The sequence below is a fragment of the Cupriavidus sp. USMAHM13 genome (genome assembly GCF_001854285.1).
Lineage (GTDB): Bacteria > Pseudomonadota > Gammaproteobacteria > Burkholderiales > Burkholderiaceae > Cupriavidus > Cupriavidus malaysiensis.
Window position 1 is genome coordinate 1,229,160 of sequence record NZ_CP017752.1, and the last position, 20,432, is coordinate 1,249,591.

Consider the following 20,432-nt stretch of genomic DNA (forward strand, 5'->3'; position numbering starts at 1 on the left):
GTTCTCATTTAACTTGTTGGTTAAATGAAAGTCAAGGGGGCGATGCGGCCGCCGTGCGCTGCCTGGCGGCCGCCGGCATCATCGGCGCGGTGGCGGACCGGGCAGCGCCGGCGGCGCCGGCGGCGCGCATGGCGGGCTTCGGTCCGTGCAGCCGATCGACCAGCGCCTGTTCCAGCCGCGCCGGGCTGCCCGTGGACACGCGGGCCAGCAGTCCAGCGTCCGCGCAGGCGGCGATGGCTGCCACGCCGCCCAGCACGCTCACGCCCAGTCCGCGGCGCAGCCATGCGCCGGCGCCGATCGAGCGCTTCATCGCCGCGAACACATAAGCGCCGATGCCCAGCGCCGCTGCCAGCGATGTCGCCGCGCCCGCCGCATAAGCGACCAGCAGCAGGGAGCTCTGCACGCTGGCGCCTTGCAGCGCGGCGGTGGTCAGCACGATGCCGAGGATCGGGCCTGCGCACGGCGCCCACAGCATGCCCGTGGCCGCACCCAGCAGCAGCGACGCCCAGGGCGAGGACGCCGCGCGGCTGCCGTCGCCGGCCAGACGGTTGCCCAGCGCCACCACCGGGCGCGTCAGCACGTCGGCCAGTCTCGGCACCAGCAGCGACAGGCCGAACAGCGCCAGCAGCGCCAGCGCGCCGTAGCGGCCATACGCATTGGCGCGCACGGCCCACGCGCCGCCAACCGATGCCAGCGTGGCCACGGCGGCAAAGGTGAGCGCCATGCCGGCCAGCATCGGCAGCGGGCCGCGCAGGAATGGCTGGCCGCTGCGGCTGAGCACGAAGGGAAGCACGGGCAGGATGCAGGGACTCAGGATAGTGAGTGCGCCGCCCAGGTAGGCGAGGATCGGCAGGATCATGATCGGGTTCCTTTTGTCAACAGGCTGGCCAAGGTTCTGGCATGCCTCCGATTGGGCGCCCCGCATCTACCATCAATGTGTCGTCAAGCCCGGGAAGTTGTACCGCTTTGTGGGCCTGGTGCGGCCAGATACATTGCGATACACGGAAGCACTCCGACGCCCATACAATCTCGCCAACAGACTCGCCAACAGACTCGCCAACAGACGGATCGTCCACTTTCCCGGCCGAGACCATTCCAGATCATTCTCCAGGGGTGACACCGATGGATACGCATGTAGACCACGTCCTGATCGTCGATGACGACCGGGAAATCCGCGAGCTTGTCTCGACCTACCTGACCAAGAATGGCCTGCGCGTGACCATGGCGCCCGACGGACGCCATATGCGCCAGTTCCTGGAGGCCAGCACCGTGGACCTGATCGTGCTGGACATCATGATGCCCGGCGACGACGGCCTGGTACTGTGCCGCGAACTGCGCGCCGGCAAGCACAAGGCCACGCCCATCCTGATGCTGACCGCGCGCGATGACGAGACCGATCGTATCGTCGGCCTGGAAATGGGCGCCGACGACTACCTGACCAAGCCTTTCGCCGCGCGCGAGCTGCTGGCGCGCATCAAGGCCGTGCTGCGCCGCACGCGCATGCTGCCGCCCAACCTGCAGATCACCGAGGCGGGCCAGCTCCTGGCCTTCGGCGACTGGCAGCTGGACACCACCGCGCGCCACCTGATCGACCGCGAAGGCACCATCGCCTCGCTGAGCGGAGCGGAATACCGGCTGCTGCGCGTGTTCGTCGATCATCCGCAACGCGTACTCAACCGCGACCAGTTGCTCAACCTGACACAAGGCCGCGAAGCGGACATCTTCGAGCGCTCGGTCGACCTGCTGGTCAGCCGCCTGCGCCAACGCCTGAACGACGATGCGCGCGAGCCGGCCTATATCAAGACCGTGCGCAGCGAGGGTTACGTATTCTCGATGCCGGTGGAGATCAAGGAGGCGCGCCAGTGAACACGCGCCGCTGGCGCTGGCCACGCACGCTGGGAGCACGGCTGTTCCTGGTCCTGCTGGCGGGCATCATCGTCGCCCATCTGCTGTCGTTCGCGGTACTGTTCGCGGAACGCTATATTTCGGCGCGACAGGTGATGCTCGGCACGCTGGAAACAGACGTGGCCACATCGGTGGCCATCCTCGACCGCTTGCCCGCGGCGGAGCGGCCGCAATGGCTGCCGCGCGTGAACCGTGGCAACTACCAGTACATCCTGGGGCCGGGCTTGCCGGGCGTACCCGAAATGACCCAGCGCGGCAAGGACATCGCACAGCGCATCATGGATGCCAGCGGCGGCCGGTTTCCCGTGATCGTGCAATCGATTCCCGGCGACGGCAAGCGCGTGCAGGCCCACCTGACCCTGAGCGATGGCAGCCCGCTGACCATCGACGTGCATCCGCGCATGACGCCGATCGCACAGTGGCTGCCCTATGTGCTGGTACTGCAGTTGCTGCTGCTGATCGTGTGCTGCTGGTTCGCCGTGCGGCTGGCCATCCGCCCGCTGGTGGCCCTGGCCGATGCCGCCGACACGCTCAACCCGAATGCGAAATCGCCGCCGCTCGACGAAAACGGACCGATCGAGCTGGCGCGCGCGGCGCGGGCCTTCAATGCCCTGAGCGACCGTATCGCGCAATTCGTCGCCGAGCGCGTGCAGATCCTGGCGGCCATCTCCCACGATTTGCAGACACCTATCACGCGGATGAAGCTGCGCGCCGAGATGGCCGAGGATTCCGAGGAGCGGCGCAAGATGATGAGCGACCTGGGCGAGATCCAGACACTGGTTCAGGAAGGGCTGGCGTACGCGCGCACCGCGGGCGGCGAGGGCGAGAAGGCGTCGCGGATCGACCTCGGCTCCCTGGTCGAGAGCCTGGTCTACGACTACCAGGACACCGGCAAGGCCGTGTCACTCGTGGAGAACGCCGGCGGAGCGCTCGTGACGCGGCCCAATACGCTGCGGCGCGTGCTGACCAACCTGGTCGACAACGCCATCAAGTACGGCGGCGGAGCCGCCGAGCTGAGCGTGCGCCGCGATCGGGACGTGGTGATCATCGCGGTGATGGACCGTGGCGGCGGCATCCCCGAAGACAAGCTGGAGGCTGTACTGCAGCCCTTCGTCAGGCTGGAGGCGTCGCGCAATCGCGAAACCGGCGGCACAGGGCTGGGCCTGGCCATCGCTCACCAGCTGGCCTTGGCCATGGGCGGCTCGCTGAAGCTGCGCAATCGCGAGGGCGGTGGCCTGGTGGCCGAGATCCGCATCGGCTGACCGCCCGCCCCCCCTCCGGCCGGCGCGGTCCCGTCCTCGCCGCGCCTCCCATGGCCGCGCCGATTTCTGGCGCGGCCATGTCGTTTCAGCGCTCCTCCCGCGCACACGGCGCTCCGCCGTCTTCCCCGGTTCTCCTGACGCCGCGCCGCTTCTCCCCGCCTTTTTGTATGCCTTTGTATCGAGGCGTCGCACCGATACGTGGCCAGACACAAGGGCCCCGATCCTGCTACGGGCGCGATACGTGGGGCGCCTTAAATACGTTCCGTGGCAGCGCAACGCACAAGGGACAAAGCGAAAACGCTGCTTCGACTTACCTGCCGGCAATCCAGGCCACGAACCACGCAACCGCATTCAATGCAAAGGAAAACCATCATGTCCAACAACTTCGCCAAGCGCCTCGTTCTCGCTGCCTCCCTCGTCGTCGCCGCCACCGCCGCCGCCACTGCCGCCGCCGGCGCACAGGCATCCGTCCTCGGTGCCCGCAGCCCGTACGCGGATGGCGCCCGCGCCGCCCAGGATTCCCGCGACGTGTTCAGCGAGGGTGCCCGTGCCGTGCAGGACCAGCGCAGCCCGTACGTCGACGGCGCGCGCAACGTGAATGCCTACGGCGACGGCGCGCGCACCGTGGCGGGCATGGACCGCACCGGGGTATCGGCCGAGCCGGCCCGCGCGGCCGACCCCTATCTCGATGGCGCCTACGCCTGAGCACGGGACGTCTCTCAACTCTCGGCAATCCGACGCTGAATACCTGTTGAACGCAAGAAGGAAAACACCATGACCCGCATTGAAAAAGTCCTCTATACCGGCAAGGTCCACATCACTTCCGGCGGCCGCGACGGCTCGGCGCGCAGCGACGACGGCAGGCTCGACATCGCGCTGTCCTCGCCTGGCAGCAAGGGGCACGGCACCAACCCGGAACAGCTGCTGGCCGCCGGCTGGTCCGCCTGCTTCATCGGTGCCATCGGACTGGCTGCAGGCAAGCAGAAGATCAAGCTGCCGGAAGACCTGTCGGTGGATGCGGAAGTGGACCTGGGCACGGCAGGTATCGAGTACCTCCTGCAGGCACGGCTGCGCGTACACCTCCCCGGCATCGAGCGCGAAGTGGCCCGGGCGCTGGTGGACTCCGCGCACCGCACCTGTCCGTACTCGAAGGCGCTGCACGGCAACATCCACATCGAGACCGTGCTGGTCTGATCCCTGTCCCCTGGTCCGGCATGCCGGACCAGGGGCATTCCCTCCGACGCCATTTTCTGCATTTTCTGCTGAGTCCTGAACCATGCGCCTTCTCATCCGCGCTCTTCTGGCGGCTTCCGGCATTGCCGCCATCTATACCTTCGGCACAGGTGCCGCCGCTGAGAGCCCCACGCTGGCCGAGCAGGCCCAGGCATCGGAATTCGCGAACATCGAGCACTGGCTGAACTCCGCGCCGCTGACGATGCAGCAGCTGCGCGGCAAGGTGGTGCTGGTCGAGTTCTGGACGTACGCGTGCGTCAACTGCGTCAACACCTTGCCGCACGTGAAGCAGTGGTACGAGAAGTACAAGGACCAGGGCCTGGTGGTGGTGGGCGTGCACACGCCCGAGTTCCCGTTCGAGAAATCGACGGCCAATGTGCAGGCCGCGCTCAAGCGCTTCGATATCCGCTATCCGGTGGCGCAGGACAATCGGTACGGGACCTGGTCGGCATACCGCAACCAGTACTGGCCCGCCACCTACCTGATCGATGCCAGCGGCCGCATCGTCTATCGGCACGATGGCGAGGGACAGTACCAGGAAACGGAAGCCGCGATCCAGAAGCTGCTGGCGGCGGGCAAGGCCGGGACGGCGCGCTAGCTTCCCGTTGATGGATACGCAGGACACCGGCATTCCGGCAACGCGGATGCCTTGCGCCGCCTTCGTCACGCTTGGCGATGATTGCCGCACAGCCCGGCCTGGCCGCGCCGCTTTGTATCTGCGTGTATGGCAGCCGCGCGTATCCATCGGGCGATACAAATCTCCCCGGGGCCCGACACATGGCGCTTGCGATGGCCTCCTAGACTCGTGCCCAGGTTGATCACACACACAGGAGCGAAATATGTCCGAGAACGTCAATATGCCTCGCCGGGGCTTTCTGGGCGCAGCGGCGGCGGCGCTGGCCGCGGCACAGCTTGGCCTGTCGCAGGCTGCCCGGGCCCAGGGCGGTCCGGCGCAAGCAAGGGCCCTGCCCTCGGTCGCGCCGGCCGCCCAGGCGGCCTTCGCACCGATCAAGCATATCCACGCCGGGGTGCTCAACGTCGGCTATGCCGAGGCCGGCCCGGCCGACGGGCCCGTGGCGCTGCTGCTGCACGGCTGGCCTTATGACATCCACAGCTTTGCCGAGGTCGCGCCCCGCTTGGCGGCGCGCGGCTATCGAGTGATCGTTCCCTACCTGCGCGGCTATGGATCGACGACCTTCCTGGCCGCCGACACCATGCGCAACGGCCAGCCATCGGCCATCGCCGCGGACATGATTGCGCTGATGGACGCGCTCCATATCCAGGATGCCGTGGTGGCCGGCTTCGACTGGGGCGCGCGCACCGCCGACATCATGGCCGCCTTGTGGCCGGAGCGCTGCAGGGGGCTGGTCTCCGTGAGCGGCTACCTGATCGGCAGCCAGGCCGCCGGCAAGCAGCCGCTGCCGCCCGAAGCCGAGCTCCAGTGGTGGTACCAGTTCTACTTCGCCACGGAGCGCGGCCGCGCCGGCTACCAGAAGTACACGCACCAGTTCGCCAGGCTGATCTGGCAACTGGCGTCGCCGGCATGGAAGTTCGACGATGCCACGTTCGAGCGCAGCGCGGCCGCCTTCGACAATCCTGACCACGTGGACATCACCGTGCACAACTACCGCTGGCGGCAGGGGCTGGTCAGCGGGGAAGCCAGGTTCGACGAGATCGAAAAGCGGCTCGCCAGCGCGCCCGTCATCGGTGTGCCGACCATCACCATGGAAGGCGACGCCAATGGCGCGCCGCACCCCGTGCCCAGTGCCTACGCCAGCAAGTTCGCCGGATGGTACGAACATCGGGACCTGCGCGGCGGGATCGGCCACAACCTTCCGCAGGAAGCCCCCGCGGCGTTTGCGCAGGCGGTGCTCGATGTCGACGGGCACTGAGGCATCCGGGAGGCAGGCGCTGAACAGATTGCTGGTCCTGCTTGCCATGGCACTCCCGGCGCTCGCATCGGAACTCGGCGGCCAGGCTCACCGATGCGCCTGGCATGGCCTGCCGCGCCAGATGCGCGCGGATAGGGAGGACAAGACGGAGCGGAAGCCAGGATGATCGGCCGCCCCGGGCGTGACCCGCTCGGGGCGCGGACGCCGCTCCAGCGATGCCGGACTCACGCCCCGGCGCGACCGGGCGACAGCGTGTAGCATCTCGACACTTTGTGTCAGGACCGGGGCCGCGGCGGGTCCATGCGCGGACCGGCCCACTCATCCGGATTTCCCAAGAAGGAGACGCTTGTCCATGCCGATTCCCCGATCGCTTGCCTGCCTGTGCGGTGCCGTCGAACTGCGCCTGGACGGCCAGCCGGCCGCGCGCGCGAACTGCCATTGCGGCACCTGCCGCGACTTCTACGGGACGCCGATGCTGGCGGCCACGGCCTGGCAGGCCGACGATGTCAGCCTGGTGCGCGGCACGCTGGCGCACTTCGCGCATCCGCACAAGCGGCTGTCGCGGGCCTTCTGCGCGGCCTGCGGCGAGACGCTGTACGGCACCAACCGCCTGGGCATGCGCGTGCTGTCCAACGCGCTGCTGGCACGCGCCGCCGGCGGCGGGCTGCCGCCGGCGCTGCAGCCGGCCATGCACCTGTTCTATCGCGAGCGCGTCATCGAGGTGGAAGACGCCCTGCCGAAGTACCTCGATGGCTGGGATGGGCCCCTGTACGAGCGGTCCGCGTCGGATGCGCAGGGCACGGCTTGAGCCTGGCCGGACGGCGCACGGAGCGTAGCGCCGCTCGCGCGGATGGGCGGCGCCGGCCGCGCGGAAGCCATGGCCGCTGACGGGACGGGGGCGGCGAGCTTCAGGTGCCGCCGGCGGTCCCGCTCGCCTCGGCCGGCGCGCCGAAGCGCCAGGAGAGCCGCCGCGCGGCCTGCCGCAGCAGGTCCGCGGTAGCGCTGCCGGTATCGCTGTCGAAGCTGCCGGTGCTGCCCATCACGGCGATCACCAGCGCCAGGCTGCCGGTATGGTCGAACACCGGCGCGGCCAGCGTATCGATGCCGGGCACGGGCCGGCCCTGGGCGTTGTCGATGTGGCCGGCCCGGATACGCGCGAGGCGCTGCGGGTAGTCGGCCGGCGGCGCGCCGCCGGCCATGCGCAGGCTGTCCTGGCCGAGCCGCGCGGCCAGCGCCTCGGGCGGCAGCCAGGCCGCCCAGACACGGCCGATCGCGGTATTGACCAGCGACATCACAGTGCCCACGCGCAGGCTGACGTGCTGCGGCCGCGCGGCCTCCTCCAGCCGCACCACGGTCGGGCCCAGCGGCCCGAGCACGGCCATCGCCACGCTCAGGCCGGTGGCGCCGGCCAGCTCGATCACCTCGGGCTCGGCCTCGCGTGCCGGCGACAGACGCTGCAGCGCGATCAGGCCCAGTTCGAGGCTGAGCGGACCGGCCATGAAGTCTCCGCCAGCGTCGCGTGCCAGCAGGCCGGTCTTCTGCAGGCTGACCAGGTGGGGGAAGGCCTTGGCCGGCGCCATGCCGGCTGCGCGCGCCAGCTCGGACAAGGGCAGCGGGCGCCCGGCGGCGACCAGCGCGGCGAGCAGCTGGCCGGTGTTGTCCAGCGACTGGATGCCGCGTTGCGGCCTGCCGCCGTCGTTGGTGCCGCCGTCGTTGGCGTCGTCTGGGGCGGCGCCGTTGTCGGGGAGATTGCGGGTGCGGCTCATGCTGCCTCCGCCGGGATCTGCGCGCCGATGTCCGCGGCGGTGGCCAGCAGCGCCCGCGCGACCGGGCCCTGCCAGTCGACGTCGATGGAGCCGCTCGGGCCGATCGCGGTCAGCACCAGGCGCAATTGCCCGCCGGTATCGCGCACCGGCACGGCGAGGCTGCTGACGCCCGGGCTGGGGGCGTCGACCGCGCGCTCGATGCCGCGCGCGCGGATGGCATCGAGCGCCGCATCGAAGCCGGCCGCGGCGGCGGCGCCGCTCTGCTGGTGGGCCCAGGCGGCATGCCAGCGGGTCTCGGGCAGGAAGGCGCAGAACACGCGTCCGGTGGCGGTGGCGGGCAGCGACATCAGCGTGCCCACGTGCAGGTTGACGTGCAGCGGTGTGCCGGCGTGCGCGTAGCGCACGATGGTGGGCCCGCGCGGCGACACGCTGCTGATCGCCACGTTGAAGCGGATCGCCTCGGCCAGCGCATCGACGCGCGGCACCGCCGCGCGATAGGCGGGATCGTGGTCGAGCCGCAGCATGCCCAGCCGCAGCGCCAGCGGTCCCGGCTCGTAGCGGCCGGACAGGTGGTCGCGCTTGATCAGGCCCAGGCGCGTCAGGCTGACCAGGTAAGTGTGGGCCTGGGCCGGCGTCACCTGGGTTTGCGCGGCCAGCTCGGCCAGCGCCAGCGGGCGGCGCGCGTCGGCCAGCGCGCGCAGGAAGCGCCCGCCTACCTCCACGCTCTGGATGCCGCGCTGGGCCTTGTCGGCTGCCGCGGTGCTCGCTTGCGCTGCTGTGCTCATGCTGCTCCCGTTCGAAAGCCCAGATGGTAATCGATGCGATGGTCGCGCCGCCGGTGAGCGGGGCGCCTTGCGCGCCGGGCAGCCGGCGCTCTCGGGGTTTTCCCTGGGTTCTGGCCTCCTGGCTGTCCTCCTCTTCATTTTAGTCAGAGACAACACAATTTGTTATTGACTAAAAATGAGGGCTTTCCTAAGATGCCTCTACCCCGATACCGGCGCCATCGCGGCGCCAAGATCCAAGACCAATACGGGGCGAGACAGTCCCCCGCGCGCAGCCGGCCCGCCCGCCGCCCGCCACGCTGTCCGCCTCGATCCAACCCCCCCTAGAGAGAGGCAAGCATGGCAAAAGCATTCGCGTCCCAGGCCGACCTGGAAGCCAAGAAAGTCACCTTCACCCAGCTCTCGGAGAACGCCTACGCCTACACCGCCGAAGGCGACCCCAATTCCGGTGTGATCATCGGCGACGACGGCGTGCTGATCGTCGACACCACGGCCACGCCCGCGATGGCGCAGGACCTGATCGCCAGGATCCGCTCGGTCACCGACAAGCCGATCAAGTACGTGGTGCTGTCGCACTACCACGCGGTGCGCGTGCTGGGCGCCTCGGCCTATTTCGCCGAGGGCGCGCAGCAGGTGATCGCCAGCCGCGGCACCTACGAGATGATCGTGGAGCGCGGCGAGGCCGACATGAAGTCGGAGATCGAACGTTTCCCGCGCCTGTTCGCCGGCGTCGAGACGGTGCCGGGCCTGACCTGGCCCACGCTGGTGTTCGAGAAGGAGATGACGCTGTTCCTCGGCAAGCTGGAAGTGCGCATCGCCCACCTGGGCTCGGGCCATACCAAGGGCGATACCGTGGTCTGGCTGCCGTCGCAGAAGGTGCTGTTCTCCGGCGACCTGGTGGAGTACGACGCCGCCTGCTATTGCGGCGACGCGCAGCTCGCCGAATGGCCGGCCACGCTGGACGCGCTGGCCGCGCTGCAGCCCGAGAAGCTGGTGCCCGGCCGCGGCCCGGCGCTGACCACGCCGGCGGAAGTGGCCAAGGGCATCGCCTACACCAAGGACTTCGTCACCACGCTGTACCAGGCCGGCAAGGAAGCGGTGGCCGAGCGTCTCGACCTGAAGGGCGCGATGGCGCATACGCGCAAGTCGATGGACCCGAAGTTCGCCCAGGTCTTCATCTACGAGCACTGCCTGCCCTTCGACGTGTCGCGCGCCTATGACGAGGCCAGCGGCATCGGCCACCCGCGCATCTGGACCGCCGAGCGCGACAAGGAAATGTGGGCCGCGCTGCAGGACTGAGGCAGCGACGCGACGCAGGGACAGCCGAGAAGAATGTGGACGGAGACAGCAGCATGAGCATCGATTACCAGCACCTGACGTTCGACTACCAGCCGTGCGCCGAGCAGCGCGCGCCGCGGGAGACCGGCGCGGCAGGCACCATCCATCCGGTCGCCGTGGTGGGCGCCGGCCCGGTCGGGCTGGCCACCGCCATCGACCTGGCGCGCCAGGGCGTGCCGGTCGTGCTGGTCGACGACGATTGCACGCTGTCGAGCGGCTCGCGCGCGATCTGCTTCGCCAAGCGCACGCTGGACATCTTCGACCGGCTCGGCTGCGGCGAGCGCATCACCGACAAGGGCGTGCGCTGGAACCTGGGCAAGGTGTTCCTGCGCGACGAGCAGGTCTATGCCTTCGACCTGCTGCCGGAGGAGGGCCATCGCCGGCCCGCCTTCATCAACCTGCAGCAGTACTACCTGGAAGGCTACCTGGTGGAGTGTGCGCAGCAACTGCCCAACCTGGAGATCCGCTGGAAGCACAAGGTGGCCGGTATCGAGCAGCACGCGCAGGGCACGCCCGACGCGCACGTGGTGCTGACGGTGGAGACGCCCGACGGCAGCTATCCGCTGGCCGCGCGCTACGTGGTGGCGGCCGATGGCTCGCGCAGCCCGGTGCGCAAGCTGATGGGGCTGGACAGCAAGGGCCGCACCTTCAAGGACCGCTTCCTGATCGCCGACGTCAAGATGGAGGCCGGCTTTCCCAGTGAGCGCTGGTTCTGGTTCGACCCGCCTTTCCATCCCAACCAGTCGGTGCTGCTGCACCGCCAGCCGGACAATGTCTGGCGCATCGACTTCCAGCTCGGCTGGGATGCCGATCCGGTGCTGGAGAAGGCGCCGGAGCGCGTGATCCCGCGCGTGCGAGCGTTGCTCGGCCCGGACGCGAAGTTCGAGCTGGAGTGGGTCAGCGTCTACACCTTCTCCTGCCTGCGCATGGACAGCTTCCGCCACGGCCACGTGCTGTTCGCCGGCGATTCGGCGCACGGGGTCTCGCCGTTCGGCGCGCGCGGCGCCAACAGCGGCGTGCAGGATGCCGAGAACCTGGCCTGGAAGCTGGCCTACGTGCTGGACGGGCGCGCCCCGGACAGCCTGCTGGACAGCTATGCCAGCGAGCGCGAGTACGCCGCTGACGAGAACATCCGCAATTCCACCCGTTCCACCGATTTCATCACGCCCAAGAGCCCCGTCAGCCGGCTGTTCCGCGACGCGGTGCTGACGCTGGCCAAGCGGCATGCCTTCGCGCGGCAACTGGTCAACAGCGGCCGCCTGTCGGTGCCGGCCGTGCTGCACGGCTCGCCGCTGAACACGCCCGATGGCGACGCCTTCGCCGGCGCCATGGTGCCGGGCGCGGCCTGCGTCGACGCGCCGGTGGCCGGCGCGCGCGGCGAGTCATGGCTGCTGGGCAGCCTGGGCGATGCCTTCACGCTGCTGGCGTTCGGCGCGCCGGAGCGTTTCGACGCCGGCACGCTGCGCGCGCTGCGGTCCCTGCCGCTGAAGCCGGTCTTCGTCACCGGCGCGGGCGCCGACGCGCAGGCCGGCACGCCGGCCTGGCCGGACGCGACCGTGCTGGCGGACCTCCAGGGCCTGGCGGCGCAACGCTACGACGCCCAGCCGGGCACGGTCTACCTGATCCGCCCGGACCAGCATGTGTGCGCGCGCTGGCGCCATGCCGACGCGGCGGCGGTCGCGGCCGCGCTGCGCCGGGCGACCGGGCAGGCGGGCCAGGCGGGCCAGGCAGGGCAGGGTGCCGCCGGCCCCGCCGGGTCAGGTGCGGCGGCCGCGCTCGCCGCGGCCTGAGCGTCCCGTTCCGGCCCGCGCAGCCGATCCGGCCCGCCGCCTGCGCGGCGGCCGTGGCGGCGCGCGTCCCGCGCCGGGCCGCTGGCGAGAGGACGCCAGTACGACAGGGCACTACCGAACATCCCGAGCATCCCGAGCATCCCGAGCACCACTGAGCACCACCGAGTACCACCAAGTACCACCGAGCGAGACATCCAGATGGCAGTCCATACCCACCCCAACCTGAGCCGCCCCGACGACTTCTACGAAGCGCTGATCGAGATGCACCGCGATCTCGACGAGGCGCAGAGCCAGGCGGCCAATGCGCAGCTGATCCTGCTGCTGGCCAACCATATCGGCGACCATGCCGTGCTGCTGGATGCGATGCGGCTGGCGCGCGAGGGTGTGCTGTCGCAGCGCACCTGAAGCGGCCTGAAGCGGCCTGAAGCGGCCTGAAACCGCCCGAGGCCACGTGAAGCCGCCGCGCGCCGGCGCCAGCGCCGGCCAGGCCACGACCCGGCGGCCGCGCCAGCGGCATGCCAGCCGGCCACGGCAGCGCGCCGCGGCCGGCCGTCCCGCCCAGACGCAACAGACGTAGGCGGAAGCGCCCCCCCGCAGCGGGGGGCAGCCCCCAACCGGAGACTTACCATGACGCAATCCCATGCCGGGGCGCTCGCGCCCCAGGCCCCCGCCTTGCCCGATGAAGACGCGCTCTACCGCAAGGTGTGGCTGCGCATCATCCCCTTCCTCTTCGTCTGCTACGTGGTGTCCTTCCTGGACCGCATCAACATCGGCTTCGCCCAGTTGCAGATGAAGCACGACCTCGGCTTCAGCGATGCGATGTACGGCCTCGGCGCCGCGGTCTTCTATGTCGGCTACGTGCTGTGCGAGGTGCCCAGCAACCTGCTGCTGGCACGCTTCGGCGCGCGCCGCACCTTCACCCGCATCATGCTGCTGTGGGGGCTGGCCTCGGTCGGTATGATGCTGGTCTCGACGCCGGCGCATTTCTACGCGCTGCGCTTCCTGCTGGGCGTGTTCGAGGCCGGCTTCTTCCCCGGCATCGTGCTCTACCTGACCTACTGGTTCCCGGCGCGCCGCCGCGCCGCGGTGATGGCCATCTTCTTCGCCGGGGTGGCGGTGGCGGGCGTGCTGGGCGGGCTGCTGTCCGGCTGGATCATGCGCGACTTCGCCGGCGTGCTCGGCCTCTACGGCTGGCAGTGGATGTTCGCGCTCGAAGGCGCGCCGGCGGTGCTGCTCGGCCTGGCCGCGGCGTACTACCTGGTCGACGGGCCCGCGCAGGCCGGCTGGCTGTCGGAGACGGAGAAGCGCTTCCTGGTGGCGCAGCGCGAGGATGGCGCCCACGCCGCCCACGCCCACTCGCTGCGCGCGCTGCGCCACGCGCTGGCCAATCCGCGCGTCTACCTGTTTGCCTTCATCTACTTCGCGCTGACCTGCGGTTCGCTGACGCTGAGCTTCTGGATGCCGCTGATGATCCGCGACTTCGGCATCCAGGACGTGGTCTCGGTGAGCCTCTATTCGGTGGTGCCGAACGCGGTCGGCGCCGTCGGGCTGTTCGTGATCGCGCGCCATTCCGACCGGCGCGCCGAACGCCACCGCCATTTCCTGGCCTGCACCGCCGGCGGGGCGCTGGCCCTGGCCGCGCTGACGCTGCACCTGCCCAGCTTCGGCGCCATGCTGGCGCTGCTGTCGCTGGCCTGCGTGCTGATTTTCGCCGCGCTGCCGATCTTCTGGTCGCTGCCGCCGAGCCACCTGCCGGCCGGCACGGCGGCCGCCGGCATCGCCTTCATCAGCAGCATCGGCATCACCAGCGGCATCGTCAGCCCGTGGGTGATCGGCCAGATCAAGACGCACACCGGCAGCATGGACAACGCGCTCTACCTGCTGTCCGCGCTGCTGCTGGCCAGCGGCCTGGCGATGTGGCTGGGCGTGCCGCGCGACGCAGCACGCCGCTGAGCGGCAAGCCGCGCGGAGCGAGGCGGCGTGCTCAGGCTACGCGCGGCGCCGCGCCGGCAGCCAGCATGCCCGGCTCGGCCATCGGCGGCAGGGTGATGACGAAGCGCGCGCCGCCGCTGTCGCTGCTGTCCAGCGTCACCTGGCCGCCATGCAGCAGGACGATGCGGCGCACGATGGCCAGCCCCAGGCCGAAGCCGCCGGTGTGGCGGTTGCGGCTGGCATCGGGACGGTGGAAGGGTTCGAAGATGCGCTCGCGTTCCTCGGGCGGCACCCCGGGCCCGTCATCCTCGACGCACAGGCGCAGCGAGCCGCCGGCGTCGGTCTCGGCATGCAGGCGGATGGCGCTGCGCGCATAGCGGGTGGCGTTGCGGCAAAGATTGAGCAGGGCGCGCGCCACCAGGCGCGGGTCGCACACATGGTGGCCGACGGGGCCGCCGGTACCCGCGTTGAGCGTGAGCTGCTGGTCGGCCACGTCATTGGCGACGCTGGCCACCACGCTGTCGATCAGCTCGCTGACCGACACGCGCATCAGCAGCATCGGCGTCGCCCCCTGCTCGAGCTGCCCCAGCGTCAGCAGTTCCGTCACCAGTTCGTCGAGTTCGCGCACGTCCTTGCGCAGGTCGTCCAGGCGCAGCGCCTGGCGCGCCTCCGCCTGGGCGCCGCCGCCGCCGGACTGCAGCAGCGCGATGCCGAACTCCAGCCGGGCGATCGGTGTCTTCAGCTCGTGCGAGATGCCGTGCATCATCTCGCGCTGGTGCACGATCGAGGCCTCGATGCGCTCGGCCATCTCGTTGAACTGCTGGGCCAGCTCGGTGATGTTGGAGCGCCGGGACAGTTTCGCGCGCGTGGACAGCTGGCCGGCGCCGAAGTCGCGCGCAGCCTGCTGCAGGCGCGCCAGGTCGCGCCAGTGGTACCAGACCCAGGTCACGATCGACAGCAGCGTGGCCAGCGCGATCAACGAATAGCCGACCACCGAGATCCTGAGGTCGTTGTTGGAATCGACCGTCGCCGCATGCAGGATCGAGCCGTCGTGCAGGGGCACGTAGTAGTGCTGGCCGTCGCGGCTCAGCACCAGCTTGCCGTCGTGCAGGTCACGCTGCTGGCTGGCGTCGAGGCGGGCGATGTCGGTCGCTCTGGCCATGTCGAAGCGCTCCAGTGCGTGTGCCTGCAGATAGCGCAGCCCCTCGTCCCGGCGGGCGCCGGGGAACTGGTCCAGGTAGTGCTGCAGCGCGAAGACGTAGCCCTTGCGGTTCTCCCGCTCGGCGGCGGTGATGATGTCGTGGAACAGGGGGATGAAGGTCTTGTTGATGCCGATCACCGCGGCGGCCGCGGCGAGCATCACCAGCAGGTAGAGCTTGAGCAGGGAGCGGACCATTCATTCCTCCCAGGCCGAGGGGCTGAACAGGTAGCCGCGCCCCCAGATGGTCTTGAGCTTCTGCGGCTCTGGCGCCGCGTCTTCGAAGCGGCGGCGCAGCCGCGAGATGCCGGAATCCACGGTGCGGTCGATGCCGTCGAACTCGATGCCGCGCAGCTGCTTGAGGATGTCGTCGCGGCTGAGCACCTTGCCGGCGGCACGCGCCAGGATCAGCAGCAGGTTGAACTCCGCCGTCTTCAGGTCGACTGGCTGGCCGCGCCAGACCACGCGCCGGTTGGGTGGCGAGATCACCAAGGAGCCGAACACCAGGTCGTCGTCGGCCGAGGCGTGCGCTGCCGCGCCGCCCTGGGCGGCGGCGCGACGCAGCAGGGCGCGGGCGCGCGCCACCAGCAGGCGCGGCTCGATCGGCTTGACCACGTAGTCGTCGGCGCCGAGCTCCAGCCCCGCGACCTGGTCGTAGGTGTCCACGCGCGCGGTCAGGATCAGCACCGGCACCCGCGAGAAGGCGCGGATGCCGCGGCACACTTCCATGCCGTCCAGGTGCGGCAGCATCAGGTCGAGGATGACGAGATCGGGCTGGAGCCGGCGCACCGCGTCCACCGCGATGTCGCCGCGGCGTACCACCTGGACGGAGAACTCGTAGTTGCCCAGGTACTCGCTGACCAGTTGGGCGAGGCGGTCGTCGTCCTCGATCAACAGAACCTGATGCTTGGCCATCGCCTCGTTCATGGCGGATCCTCGGGGGTACGGAAAGTGCCGATTCTAGCTGTCCTGGCGGTGCGGCCGGCTGGCGGCGACGCTTGCGGACAAATTGGCACAATTGGACAAGATTTCGCGAGGAATCAGGACAGACTTCGCGCCCCGGCCTCTCTAATCTGCCGACTTCGATCACCAATCGGAGGATGTGTGGACGTCGAGAGCAAAAGCCAAAGTGCGCGCCGCAGGGCGCGCCGCATGCCGCCAGCGCTGGCGGCCTTTGTCGTGGCCGGGCTGGCCGGGCCCGCGCAGGCCGAGATCACCTATACCGTGGGCGCCGCCGCCGGCGCCGGCCCGCGCTACATCGGCAGCAACCAATACCGCGCGCTGGGCGCGCCGCTGTTCCGTGCCGACTTCGGCAACGGCGCCTTCATCGACCTGCTGCAAGGCGCGGGCTACACCTACAAGTTCGCCAACGGCATGTTCGTCACCGGTGCCTTCGGCTATGCCACGGGGCGCAGCGACCGCAACCGCACCGACCTGGCCGGCTCGGACCACCTCAAGGGCATGGGCAAGGTCCAGGGCTCGCTGATGAGCTCCTTCCAGGTCGGCGTGCCGGTCTATGGCGGCGCCGTCGCCAGCCTGACGCTGGACGTGCCGCTGACGCACCGCGAGCGCGGCCTCAGCGGCCATCTCGACCTGGCCGTGCCGCTGTACCAGCGCGGCATGCATACGCTGACCCTGACGCCGGGCATCCACTTCGGCTCGCGCCGCTACACCCAGACCTTCTTCGGCGTCACCGATGTCCAGTCGGCCGCCAGTGGTTTCCGCCCCTACTCGACCAAGGCGGGCATCGACAGCGCCAGCCTGTCGCTGGCGTGGAACGTCGAACTGTCGCGCGCCTGGTCGGTGCGCACGCTGGTGACGGTGAGCCGGCTGCTGGGCGACGCGGGCGACAGTCCCATCGTGCAGAGCAGGCAGCAGGTGTTCGGCATGACGTCGCTCAACTACACCTTCTAGGAGGGCATCATGATGTGGAACTGGCACGCCAGCGGGCAGCAGATCGGAGGCGGTGCCGCGGGCTCCCGCACGCAGGGCGAGGTCGGATGCCTGCTGCTGACCGGCGCCACCGGCTTCATCGGTGGCAACGTGCTGGTGGCCGCGGTCAATGCCGGATTGAGCAGCCGCCTGCTGTGCCTGGTGCGCGCGGGCAGCGCCGCCGAGGCGCTCGGGCGGCTGCGCGCCAACGCCCGGCAGTGCGGGCTGCCGCCCAGCCGCACCGCCTGGCTCGGCGAAGAGAACATCCTGCTGGGCGAACTGGGCACGCCGTTTACGCCGGCGCAGCAGGCCCGGCTGGCGCGTGTCACGCACCTGATCAACTGCGCGGCGATGGCCTCGTTCTCGGCCGATGAACGCGTGACGCGGGTCAACGTGGAAGATACGCTGCGCTTCGCCTCGCACTTCGCCGGCAGCGCCGCGCTGCGCCGCTTCATCCATGTGGGCACGGCCATGGCCTGCGGCACGCGGCGCGGCGCGCGCGTGGCCGAGACGGTGATCGAAGAAGGCCGCGCAGGGTACGGCGAAAGCGCGCACGGCGCGCAGGACGGGACCGGCATGGAAGCCGCACCCGGCGCGCCGCACGACGCCGGCGGCCACCTGGTGCCCTACACGCGCAGCAAGCAGGAGGTGGAGCAGCTGCTGCGGCAGCGCTACCCGTCGCTGCCGCTGGTGGTGGCCCGCCCGTCCATCGTGGTGGGCCACACCGTGCTGGGCACGCAGCCTTCGGCCAGCATCTTCTGGCTGTTCCGCATCATCCACCGGACCCGCCGCTATACCGTGCGGCCGCAGACGCGGCTGGACGTGATCGCCGGGGACGACTGCGCGCAGGCGCTGCTGCGCCTCGCCCTCAAGCCCGAACTGCGCTTCCGCGCCTATCACCTGTCGGCCGGCGCGGCGGCGCCGACCATCGCCCAGGTCCTGGCGGCCATGGACGATTGCGCACGCACCGACGAGGCCCTGCCTTACCGTGCCTGCGCGCCGGACGAACTGCCGGCGCTGGCGCGCGACGTGGCACGCGCCGAAGGCCTCGGCAACCGCCGCCTGATCGAGCGGGCGCTGCGCCTCTACGCAGGCTTCGCCGAACTGGGCTATGTCTTCGACAACCAGCGGCTGCGCGACGAGATCGGCTTCGAGCCCTTGCCCATCACCGACTATGTGAGCGAGTGCATGCGTACCTCGCACGGGGTCGGGCTGCTCGAACAGATGAGCTGGGATTTCAAGGCCTGAGGCGGCTCGCCGGACGGCCGGCACGCCGGCGCGGACCTGAGGATGGCGCGCTGCCGCTCAGTCGGCCGCGCCCCCATACCCCAGCTCCCGGCTGACCGCCAAGGCTTCCTCGCGCAGTGCCAGCGCGACCGGCCCGTCCAGTGCCGGGTCGAAGCCGCCGGTCGCGCCCAGCGCGGCCATGACCGCGCACAGGCGGCCGTGGCAGTCGAACACCGGTGCCGCCACGGCGCTGATGCCCTTCAGGTTGGTGTCGCGCACCGCGGCACAGCCGCCGGCACGCACGGTCTCGCGCAGCCGCCCGATGGGGTCGCGCGGGTCGAGCTGGGCCCGTTGCTCCGGCGTGGCCTGCGCCAGTTCCTCCGCTGCCAGCCCTTGCACGCGCGCGGCGTCGAGCAGGCCCAGGAAGACCCTGCCGGTAGCCGACCACAGCAGCGGCAGCACCGAGCCGACCCGCACGTTCACCGTGACCGGCAAGCCTGGCTCCTCGAAGCGCACGATGGTCGGGCCCTTGTTGCCCATCACAGCCACGAAGCAGGTCACTTCCAGGCGCTCGCGCAGGCGTACCAGCGAGGCTTCGGCCGCGCGGATCGGATCGGCCTGGCGCATCGCCGCCAGCCCGATCTGCAGCGCTTCCAGCCCCAGCCGGTAGAGCTGGCTGCCGGCCTGCTGCACCACCAGGCCTTCTTCGACCAGGCTGACCAGGTAGCGATGCACCTTGGCCGGACTCTCGTCGACCTGCGCCGCCAGCGCGGTCAGGCTGGCCTGCCCGCCCAGGCGCGCCAGCGCCTTCAGCACGGCCATGCCGGTGGCGGCCGATTGCACGCGCTGGCGGCGCTCGCGCGGCCGCGCCGGCGGCTCGGGCTCGGACGGGGCAGGGAGGCTGCCGGACGGCGGGGCGCGATGCGGAGCGCGGGGCATGGATTCCTCGGGCGGGTGGGGCAAGGGCAGGCGGGCTCCGGTGCGGGGCCCAGGTAAACCCCGAAGTTAACCTGTGGCATCAAATTACGCAATGCGTATATGATTTACGCAAACGAGCCAGTAGACAGACAAAGCAACGAGCCGGGCGGCAAGTCGACCGCCGGCCACCAAAGGAAAGACAGGAGACACCATGAACAAGACCCGCGGCCGCCTTGCCGGCCTGCTGACCCTTTCCCTGTTCGGCGTGCTGCCGCCGGCCCAGGCCGACGGCAACCGCGCCGATGCTTATCCCGCCAAGCCCATCCGCTGGGTGGTGCCCTATGCCGCCGGCGGCGGGTCGGATTTCCTGGCGCGCACCATCGGCCAGGGCCTGGCGACGCGCGTCGGCAAGCCGGTGCTGGTGGACAACAAGCCGGGCGGCAATACCGCCATCGGCGCGGCCGAGACGGCGCACGCGCCGGCCGACGGCTACACCGTGCTGTCGGCCGACAACGGCACCCTGGTGTTCAACCCGGCGCTGTACAAGACGCTCAGCTACAACCCGGGCAAGGATTTCGCGCCGGTCACGCTGATGGGCCGCTTCCCGATGATCCTGGTGGTGGGGCCGGCCTCGCCCGCCAGGACCGTGCAGGATTTCATCGCCCAGGCCAAGGCGAGTCCCGCCGGCGTGAACTACGGCTCGGCCGGGGCCGGCAGCCCGCATCACCTCGCCATGGAACTGCTGAAGGTGGAGGCCGGCCTGAACATGACCCACGCGCCTTACCGCGGCGCTGCGCCGGCGCTGTCCGACGTGGCCGCGGGCCAGATCCCGGCCATGATGGTCGATTACGCGGCCGGCGCGGCCTTCATCAAGGCCGGCAAGGTGAGGCCGCTGGCGGTGGCCAACGCCGTGCGGCTGCCGCAGCTGCCCGAGGTGCCGACCTTTGCCGAGGCAGGCTATCGCAAGGTGGAGGCGGCGGCGCTGGTCGGCATGGTGGTGCCTGCGGCCACGCCTCCCGAGGTGGTGGCGGTGCTCAACCGCCAGGTGGTGGCCGCCATCAGGGAGCCCGGCGTGCACCAGAAGCTGGTCGACTTCGGCGTCGAGCCGGTGGGTAACAGCCCGGCCGAGTATGCCGACATGCTGCGCGCCGAAACCGCGCGCTGGCACAAGCTGATCCGCGATCTCAAGATCACGCTCGACTGAAGCCACCGCATCGACCGCATCGACCGCATCGACCGCATCGAACGGGCCGCGTG

General features: G+C 70.1%; 19 protein-coding genes and 1 pseudogene. 14 read left to right on the forward strand and 6 right to left on the reverse strand.

Going from position 1 to position 20,432, the window contains the following annotated elements; translation table 11 throughout:
• Window positions 1-64: 64 nt before the first annotated feature.
• Window positions 65-859, reverse strand: a pseudogene (locus tag BKK81_RS23830) (cytochrome c biogenesis CcdA family protein); the annotation flags it as partial.
• A 263-nt stretch (window positions 860-1,122) separates the two neighbouring features.
• On the opposite strand from BKK81_RS23830, the gene BKK81_RS23835 reads away from it, so the two are divergent.
• The 7 genes from BKK81_RS23835 (at window position 1,123) to BKK81_RS23870 (ending at window position 7,100) form a co-directional block, all read left to right on the forward strand.
• On the forward strand, window positions 1,123-1,866 hold the full coding sequence (locus tag BKK81_RS23835) for a response regulator (RefSeq protein ID WP_071018241.1): 744 nt from the start codon (window positions 1,123-1,125) through the stop codon (window positions 1,864-1,866).
• Window positions 1,863-3,167: an ATP-binding protein gene (locus BKK81_RS23840; protein WP_071018242.1), complete on the forward strand. Its 1,305-nt coding sequence runs from the start codon at window positions 1,863-1,865 to the stop codon at window positions 3,165-3,167. The genes BKK81_RS23835 and BKK81_RS23840 overlap by 4 nt, the downstream gene beginning before the upstream one ends.
• Before the next feature lie 372 nt (window positions 3,168-3,539).
• Window positions 3,540-3,872: a hydroxyquinol 1,2-dioxygenase gene (locus tag BKK81_RS23845; RefSeq protein WP_071018244.1), complete on the forward strand. Its 333-nt coding sequence runs from the start codon at window positions 3,540-3,542 to the stop codon at window positions 3,870-3,872.
• Between the two features lie 69 nt (window positions 3,873-3,941).
• A complete protein-coding gene (locus BKK81_RS23850; protein WP_071018246.1) occupies window positions 3,942-4,361 on the forward strand; it encodes an organic hydroperoxide resistance protein in 420 nt (139 codons plus the stop codon).
• Between the two features lie 82 nt (window positions 4,362-4,443).
• Window positions 4,444-4,998 carry a thioredoxin family protein gene (locus BKK81_RS23855; protein WP_071018248.1) on the forward strand — a complete coding sequence of 185 codons (555 nt, stop codon included), beginning with the start codon at window positions 4,444-4,446 and terminating at the stop codon, window positions 4,996-4,998.
• 241 nt (window positions 4,999-5,239) lie between these two features.
• A complete protein-coding gene (locus BKK81_RS23860) occupies window positions 5,240-6,292 on the forward strand; it encodes an alpha/beta fold hydrolase (RefSeq protein ID WP_071018250.1) in 1,053 nt (350 codons plus the stop codon).
• 352 nt (window positions 6,293-6,644) lie between these two features.
• On the forward strand, window positions 6,645-7,100 hold the full coding sequence (locus BKK81_RS23870) for a GFA family protein (RefSeq protein WP_071018252.1): 456 nt from the start codon (window positions 6,645-6,647) through the stop codon (window positions 7,098-7,100).
• Window positions 7,101-7,200: 100 nt separating this feature from the next.
• On the opposite strand, the gene BKK81_RS23875 is transcribed toward BKK81_RS23870, so the two are convergent.
• Both BKK81_RS23875 and BKK81_RS23880 read right to left on the reverse strand, forming a co-directional pair.
• Window positions 7,201-8,058 carry an IclR family transcriptional regulator gene (locus BKK81_RS23875; RefSeq protein ID WP_083384392.1) on the reverse strand — a complete coding sequence of 286 codons (858 nt, stop codon included), beginning with the start codon at window positions 8,056-8,058 and terminating at the stop codon, window positions 7,201-7,203.
• Window positions 8,055-8,843: an IclR family transcriptional regulator gene (locus tag BKK81_RS23880; RefSeq protein ID WP_071018254.1), complete on the reverse strand. Its 789-nt coding sequence runs from the start codon at window positions 8,841-8,843 to the stop codon at window positions 8,055-8,057. The genes BKK81_RS23875 and BKK81_RS23880 overlap by 4 nt, the downstream gene beginning before the upstream one ends.
• A 336-nt stretch (window positions 8,844-9,179) precedes the next feature.
• On the opposite strand from BKK81_RS23880, the gene BKK81_RS23885 reads away from it, so the two are divergent.
• From BKK81_RS23885 to BKK81_RS23900, 4 genes are all read left to right on the forward strand, one after another.
• Complete coding sequence (locus BKK81_RS23885; RefSeq protein ID WP_071018256.1) at window positions 9,180-10,139, forward strand: MBL fold metallo-hydrolase; 960 nt, start codon at window positions 9,180-9,182, stop codon at window positions 10,137-10,139.
• Window positions 10,140-10,192: 53 nt separating this feature from the next.
• Window positions 10,193-11,968: an FAD-dependent oxidoreductase gene (locus BKK81_RS23890; RefSeq protein ID WP_071018258.1), complete on the forward strand. Its 1,776-nt coding sequence runs from the start codon at window positions 10,193-10,195 to the stop codon at window positions 11,966-11,968.
• A gap of 198 nt (window positions 11,969-12,166) precedes the next feature.
• Entirely contained in the window at window positions 12,167-12,373 is a 207-nt protein-coding gene (locus tag BKK81_RS23895) for a DUF2783 domain-containing protein (RefSeq protein WP_071018259.1), read from the forward strand.
• Between the two features lie 222 nt (window positions 12,374-12,595).
• Entirely contained in the window at window positions 12,596-13,921 is a 1,326-nt protein-coding gene (locus BKK81_RS23900) for an MFS transporter (protein ID WP_071018261.1), read from the forward strand.
• 31 nt (window positions 13,922-13,952) lie between these two features.
• On the opposite strand, the gene BKK81_RS23905 is transcribed toward BKK81_RS23900, so the two are convergent.
• Entirely contained in the window at window positions 13,953-15,296 is a 1,344-nt protein-coding gene (locus BKK81_RS23905) for an ATP-binding protein (protein ID WP_071018263.1), read from the reverse strand.
• Window positions 15,297-16,025 (reverse strand): response regulator, encoded by a 729-nt coding sequence (locus BKK81_RS23910; RefSeq protein WP_071018265.1) that lies wholly within the window; start codon window positions 16,023-16,025, stop codon window positions 15,297-15,299.
• 225 nt (window positions 16,026-16,250) lie between these two features.
• Between BKK81_RS23910 and BKK81_RS23915 the strand changes: the two genes are divergently transcribed.
• Together BKK81_RS23915 and BKK81_RS23920 are read left to right on the forward strand one after the other, a co-directional pair.
• The gene (locus BKK81_RS23915) at window positions 16,251-17,012 is read left to right on the forward strand and encodes a MipA/OmpV family protein (protein WP_071018267.1); all 762 of its coding nucleotides are present in this window, start codon (window positions 16,251-16,253) and stop codon (window positions 17,010-17,012) included.
• 9 nt (window positions 17,013-17,021) lie between these two features.
• Window positions 17,022-18,278, forward strand: a complete 1,257-nt coding sequence (locus BKK81_RS23920; RefSeq protein ID WP_071018269.1) for an SDR family oxidoreductase — start codon at window positions 17,022-17,024, stop codon at window positions 18,276-18,278.
• 57 nt (window positions 18,279-18,335) lie between these two features.
• Here the strand turns inward: BKK81_RS23920 and BKK81_RS23925 are convergent, their stop codons facing one another.
• Window positions 18,336-19,196, reverse strand: a complete 861-nt coding sequence (locus tag BKK81_RS23925) for an IclR family transcriptional regulator (protein WP_071018271.1) — start codon at window positions 19,194-19,196, stop codon at window positions 18,336-18,338.
• Window positions 19,197-19,386: 190 nt separating this feature from the next.
• On the opposite strand from BKK81_RS23925, the gene BKK81_RS23930 reads away from it, so the two are divergent.
• Window positions 19,387-20,379, forward strand: coding sequence for a Bug family tripartite tricarboxylate transporter substrate binding protein (locus BKK81_RS23930; RefSeq protein WP_083384393.1), 993 nt, complete (start codon window positions 19,387-19,389; stop codon window positions 20,377-20,379).
• Window positions 20,380-20,432 lie beyond the last annotated feature (53 nt).

What these genes read in the sequence shown, in the direction of transcription:
- BKK81_RS23835 (WP_071018241.1), top strand. Translation starts at nt 1,123, where the DNA reads ATGGATACGCATGTAGACCACGTCCTGATCGTCGATGACGACCGGGAA.
- BKK81_RS23845 (WP_071018244.1), top strand. Translation starts at nt 3,540, where the DNA reads ATGTCCAACAACTTCGCCAAGCGCCTCGTTCTCGCTGCCTCCCTCGTC.
- BKK81_RS23850 (WP_071018246.1), top strand. Translation starts at nt 3,942, where the DNA reads ATGACCCGCATTGAAAAAGTCCTCTATACCGGCAAGGTCCACATCACT.
- BKK81_RS23855 (WP_071018248.1), top strand. Translation starts at nt 4,444, where the DNA reads ATGCGCCTTCTCATCCGCGCTCTTCTGGCGGCTTCCGGCATTGCCGCC.
- BKK81_RS23860 (WP_071018250.1), top strand. Translation starts at nt 5,240, where the DNA reads ATGTCCGAGAACGTCAATATGCCTCGCCGGGGCTTTCTGGGCGCAGCG.
- BKK81_RS23870 (WP_071018252.1), top strand. Translation starts at nt 6,645, where the DNA reads ATGCCGATTCCCCGATCGCTTGCCTGCCTGTGCGGTGCCGTCGAACTG.
- BKK81_RS23875 (WP_083384392.1), bottom strand. Translation starts at nt 8,058, where the DNA reads ATGAGCCGCACCCGCAATCTCCCCGACAACGGCGCCGCCCCAGACGAC.
- BKK81_RS23880 (WP_071018254.1), bottom strand. Translation starts at nt 8,843, where the DNA reads ATGAGCACAGCAGCGCAAGCGAGCACCGCGGCAGCCGACAAGGCCCAG.
- BKK81_RS23885 (WP_071018256.1), top strand. Translation starts at nt 9,180, where the DNA reads ATGGCAAAAGCATTCGCGTCCCAGGCCGACCTGGAAGCCAAGAAAGTC.
- BKK81_RS23890 (WP_071018258.1), top strand. Translation starts at nt 10,193, where the DNA reads ATGAGCATCGATTACCAGCACCTGACGTTCGACTACCAGCCGTGCGCC.
- BKK81_RS23895 (WP_071018259.1), top strand. Translation starts at nt 12,167, where the DNA reads ATGGCAGTCCATACCCACCCCAACCTGAGCCGCCCCGACGACTTCTAC.
- BKK81_RS23900 (WP_071018261.1), top strand. Translation starts at nt 12,596, where the DNA reads ATGACGCAATCCCATGCCGGGGCGCTCGCGCCCCAGGCCCCCGCCTTG.
- BKK81_RS23905 (WP_071018263.1), bottom strand. Translation starts at nt 15,296, where the DNA reads ATGGTCCGCTCCCTGCTCAAGCTCTACCTGCTGGTGATGCTCGCCGCG.
- BKK81_RS23910 (WP_071018265.1), bottom strand. Translation starts at nt 16,025, where the DNA reads ATGAACGAGGCGATGGCCAAGCATCAGGTTCTGTTGATCGAGGACGAC.
- BKK81_RS23915 (WP_071018267.1), top strand. Translation starts at nt 16,251, where the DNA reads ATGCCGCCAGCGCTGGCGGCCTTTGTCGTGGCCGGGCTGGCCGGGCCC.
- BKK81_RS23920 (WP_071018269.1), top strand. Translation starts at nt 17,022, where the DNA reads ATGATGTGGAACTGGCACGCCAGCGGGCAGCAGATCGGAGGCGGTGCC.
- BKK81_RS23925 (WP_071018271.1), bottom strand. Translation starts at nt 19,196, where the DNA reads ATGCCCCGCGCTCCGCATCGCGCCCCGCCGTCCGGCAGCCTCCCTGCC.
- BKK81_RS23930 (WP_083384393.1), top strand. Translation starts at nt 19,387, where the DNA reads ATGAACAAGACCCGCGGCCGCCTTGCCGGCCTGCTGACCCTTTCCCTG.